Raw genomic sequence first — 4,809 nt, forward strand, 5'->3', positions numbered from 1 at the left:
CGCACAGTTCTGGACAAACCCGGGCAGCACTGCGAATACGGCCACCGTCGCCACTAGCGATCCACTGGCTGAAGCATCGATAAGGCGCCTTAGCAGGTTTGCACCTTGCAATACTCGGCGAGGCGGCACCGCTCCTCTGAACACGAAAGTCTGCTCATTCTCATCGAAAAGGAGGAGCGTACCGGGGATGCCGAGTCGAAACAGCGCGGCAAACAGCGTCTTCACCACCAACTCCGCGTTCCGTCCTGACAGGGAGTGCTTAACGCCGGTTATCCCATGTGCCTTCAGTCGTGCGACACTCACGCGCTCACCCAACAAAAAACGCACAACGAGGTCGCGGCCTTCACCGCTAACGGAATCCGGCTCGCTGAGCAGGCCGATTGCGCGGGCGAATCCTTGGTGTGGAAGGCTCGACGCACCTAGCTTCTCGACGTTTAGGCGACCCTCTCGCCCCATTGCTTCCAGGACCCTCGGAAGCGAACTGACCAAACCTGATTCTGTCTGCACCTCGATATGCTGTAAGATATGCTGCGCAATCAGGTGCCAATCCTCGAGACTGAGTGCTTGAGATAGATCCGTTTTTACAACCGCCATTCCTTTACTTAATGCCAAGTCGTGCAGCAGATGCAGAAGATGTGTTTTCCCGCTGCCGTACGCTCCCTCGAATAACTTGCACGTTGCCCCGCCGCGACAGACGAAATCATCTAGTGTCTCGCGCTCGAAGTACCGCAGGAATTCCGCACTCCCCACGTCGAGTAGTCGTGCGGCACCCTGACTGGGCACCCCATACTGCGCCAGTTGCTCTAAGGCATCGACCACTTCGTCTCGAGGTGGAAAGTCGGCTCTTGTCATTGGAGAATCGCTTGAGCGGCGTACACGTAGCAGTATGCCTTGTAGTCCGCATTGGGATCGAGCCCATTCGCAACCATGGCTAGCCCCTTCTGGTGGTCATGTTGGCTGCCAGTTTCGAAGCTGAGCCGACGCTCTGCTGGCAGATTGGGCAGCAACCTCCGGTAGCGATCAATGTTGTAGAGGAAAGCCCACCGCGGCAGCTCCGTGCGAGAAAGCTTGCGATCAGGTTTACCGCTGCGGAGCTCCTGTCGTGTTAGAACCACGCGGACTTCCTTATACAACTCAAGCAGCGGGAGGCGCCCCGTCCCGCCAGTCGATCGTGCGCCAATCGTCCGCAGGTACTCGTAAGCCTCCCATAGCAGATCCGGAAGATCGGACTCTGGAATAGCGGTGCTTTCGAGGCTCTTCTTAGCGCCCGACAAAAGCTTGTCGAGATCATCTCGAACCCCGATCGCCCTCCATTCGGTTACGGGTTCGCGGTTGTACGATACCCGTGCCCGTGAACTCTCTCTCTGGAGTTCGAGCTCGAACATACCAATCCTCCACGAGCTGTTGCCAGCCTCGCGAAGAATCACGCTGGCCTCGCGCTGCTGTTTGATGAAGGCACTCTCGATGGTACCGAAGAGGCCCGCGCGGGCCCCGCGCGCTGACGAGAGGGCAGCGCTCGCGCGTGTACGCAGCTCATCAACGGCGCGTCCGATCTGCTCGCCGGTCGGTAGAGCCTTCATGGCCTTTTCAAGCAGATCAAGGGCATCGGCTTCGCCAGCCTTTAAGTTCGCAAGCGCCTCAAACTGTGCTGAGATCGCATTCGCGTCGCGCCGAAGCGACTTGATCGTACCTGGTTCATCCAAAAGGTCAGTAGTCACTTGCTGGTTCGCATCTAAAATGGGATCAATTGAACGATGCTTTAGATTCACATCGAGCATGTGTGCCTTCCGTTAGAGAAGAGGCCCTGCCGCGCGTTGAACGATAGGCGGCAAAAGGTACAACCAGTCTTGCTGTTCAGCCAGCTATCCACTTGTCTCCACCAAACGAAGACTCCGTCGTAGGAGGGCACCTGTTATGGTACCACACCCCACTGACAGCGCATTGATCAGCTGACGAGTACACCTTCTTTGGTAGGAGCTGATGCCCATACATTGAGCTTACGGCGTAGGGAGTACTACGCGCCGGACTCGTTGCCACGGCATCTGTATCCTACCGCCACCGAAGCGTACGGATCACCGTCCCGATGACGCGGTGTGGGCCGCCATGTCGCCCGAACCTCCGGGGACATCTCGAATCCGAGGCGGTTTCAACCGGTCATCAGTGGACACCGCAAAACCGGCCACCACGCCGGCGCGCTGAGACTGGTTGGCGGTGTGTAGTGACCGGGGATTCGGCCGCGGCGTGAAGTTTCTTGCGCCAGCTGCGCGGGCCGCGGGTGAGGACATGCGCGGTATGGAGCAGCCGGTCGAGCATCGCGGTTACGGCGGTAGTGGGTGAGAGCTTCCGCATCCTGGGATCGTCGATGATCAGCAAGGGGACGGTGCTGAGCACCTCAAAGACTTCTCGCGCGTGCTATCGAGCGTGGAGTCGGTCAGATCTTCGAGCAGCGTGTGCGCTTCGCGGTAGAGCACGCGATGCCCCCTGCTGAATCACCGCCTAGCCAATCACTTTCGCCAAGTGCCTTTCACGCTTCCGCGCGGACCTGAGGCACAATGCCCGTCAGCATAAAGTGTCCATTGCGCATTCCTCGATTAAAACCGCGATTGACACATGCGGCGATCGCGGTCCGGCGATCGATGACAGCAGCAGCTCCTGGGGTCGGTTTCAAACAATCGCCAATTCACTTAAAACCAACGGAGCCCCAGTCACTACTCACATACGGCAGCCAACCGCACGTGGTGAAGCCACTGGACATGGCCATCCGCGCCTTGTCTCTCGAGCACGTCGTGCTGGATCACAAGCTGCTCACGGGACCGCCTGGCCTCGGCAAGACATTGTTCTCGAAGGTGATCGCTAACGAGCTACAAATGCGAGCGCAACTACACGGGCTGACGCCACCGATGTTCGTGGAGACGTATGGCGCCAACTTGAACTCGATCGCGGCCCTGGACCAAGTGGTGCGGGAACTCGTGCAACACCCGGCGTCGATCTGGTTCATCGATGAGATCCACGTGGTGAACAAGGAGCTCGCCACGAAGTTGTACCTGCTCATGGAGGAAGGTCGGTATCCGTTCGAAGGCTCGCTCAACCCTGCCCCGATCCCACACGTCATGGTACTTGGAGCCACGACCGACTACGGATCGCTGCACGCGGCCTTGAAGCGCCGGTTCGGCGAAGGGTTGATGCTCCGCACGATGACGCGGGAAGAGCTTGAGACCTTGGCGACGAAGCTCGGGTTTGCCATAGCACCCGACGCGGTCACCCACTTGGTCAGCCGGTGCTGGCAGTCCGGCGCTCCCTACGAGCTCAAAATCTTGTTTAAGGAGTGCGCCATCTTCGCGACGGCCCAAGGGCACCACGCAATTACCACGGACATCGTAGAGGACGTGTTCGCGACGTTCGAGATTGACCAGCACGGGCTGCGGCCTGCGGATCGGAGCGTCGTGCAGGCGTTGTTCAAGCGCCCCCGGTACCGCGGCAAGGACCAAGCCTTTTACTGCTACGGCGGCTCCGAGAGCGACGTGTGTGCGGTCACGAAGCTGGACAAGACCGAGTTTCAGGAGACCATCCGCCCACGGCTTATGAGTCGCGGGCTGCTGGAAGTGCGCACGGGCGTTGGGCTGGCGCTGACCAACTTGGCGATCAGTGCGTATCCCGAATTGAACGCCTAAACCGCACGCACCAGCACTCTGGCACGAACGTCTCGCCGTCGAAGACCGACTCCTGCTTGCTCACGCCACGCTGTCCCTACATGCACATTGCTACCAACACGCTGCGTCTCCTTGTTGATGATGCTCTGGAAAAGGCACTGATAGGGTTCTCACACCGCACGTACACACTCGCAGAGCTCACCCACTGTACGACCACGCACGCGCTTACGACCACGTTTGGACTGGCGCACACGGTGACTCTCGATATCGACAGCACGGCGGTCACATCGGTTGCGCGCATCGCACACGACGGGTTACGGGCACCCCCACACGTCGTCGTCGTGCCAGTGCCTCTGGCGGTAGCCGATCAGCACGAGCTCTTCACGTTAGGAAAGCATGGCGTTCGCGATACGCCGACGGTCACGCACGCTTCCAACGTCATTCCCGACGCGGTCAGCGACAAACGCCGCACGCAGACGCTGGTCTTCATCGGCATGCAGTGTGGCGGCGCCAGCATCATGGGCAATCCGTTGCTCGCGGGCCGCATTGCCGCCATTGCAGTGCCGGTCGCGCCACTCGACGCCAACGTAGAGCGGCTACCCCGACGACCGGTGCCGATCAACGTCGACGCGAGGGTGCCGAAGAGGCCACCTGGCAGGGCATGCAGCGGTTCGGGACAGAACGGGACCGGATGGTGCGGATTGAGTTGGACTGGTCCCACTGACCGCACGACCTCACTTTCGCGGCGTGGCAACTGGCCGCGGCGAAAGTGGTGGACTATTCGAGGAACTAGGCAACGATCACGGCACTGGAACACTTCCCCAATCGGACTGGATCGCCTTGGTCTAGCGACAAACGAACGAAGAGAGATCGACAACGAGCCACCCGTTCGGTAGCCAATTGTCTCCTAAAATACCGCCCGTCCGCTCCATTTGGATACAAATTTGGATATGGACATTCGGAGCATTTTTGAGCGCATCCATCGGCGTTGCCTAAATCGTTAATTCCTAACTACTTAACGGATGGAGTGAGATTCGAACTCACGGAACGCTTTCACGTTCACACGCTTTCCAGGCGTGCGCCTTAAACCACTCGGCCATCCATCCTTACAACCGTGCACTGCTTCCTGATAGACGAACGCGCCGGCGCGGGCTTCCAC

Annotated in this window: 4 protein-coding genes and 1 tRNA gene; 1 reads left to right on the forward strand and 4 read right to left on the reverse strand. The window is 59.3% G+C overall.

Annotation, left to right across the window (positions count from 1 at the left end; translation table 11 throughout):
- On the reverse strand, window positions 1-819 hold an 819-nt coding region (locus ACESNG_RS19385), incomplete at its 3' end, for a BREX system ATP-binding domain-containing protein (protein ID WP_373070420.1).
- 29 nt (window positions 820-848) lie between these two features.
- Complete coding sequence (locus ACESNG_RS19390; RefSeq protein WP_373070422.1) at window positions 849-1,778, reverse strand: hypothetical protein; 930 nt, start codon at window positions 1,776-1,778, stop codon at window positions 849-851.
- A gap of 858 nt (window positions 1,779-2,636) precedes the next feature.
- Here ACESNG_RS19390 and ACESNG_RS19395 point away from each other — a divergent pair.
- Complete coding sequence (locus tag ACESNG_RS19395) at window positions 2,637-3,671, forward strand: AAA family ATPase (protein ID WP_373070424.1); 1,035 nt, start codon at window positions 2,637-2,639, stop codon at window positions 3,669-3,671.
- Between the two features lie 346 nt (window positions 3,672-4,017).
- On the opposite strand, the gene ACESNG_RS19400 is transcribed toward ACESNG_RS19395, so the two are convergent.
- Together ACESNG_RS19400 and ACESNG_RS19405 are read right to left on the reverse strand one after the other, a co-directional pair.
- The gene (locus ACESNG_RS19400) at window positions 4,018-4,371 is read right to left on the reverse strand and encodes a hypothetical protein (RefSeq protein ID WP_373064709.1); all 354 of its coding nucleotides are present in this window, start codon (window positions 4,369-4,371) and stop codon (window positions 4,018-4,020) included.
- Between the two features lie 298 nt (window positions 4,372-4,669).
- Window positions 4,670-4,756: transfer RNA gene (locus ACESNG_RS19405), tRNA-Ser, on the reverse strand.
- Window positions 4,757-4,809 lie beyond the last annotated feature (53 nt).

The sequence above is a fragment of the Gemmatimonas sp. genome, assembly GCF_041689975.1.
Taxonomy (GTDB): Bacteria; Gemmatimonadota; Gemmatimonadetes; order Gemmatimonadales; family Gemmatimonadaceae; genus Gemmatimonas.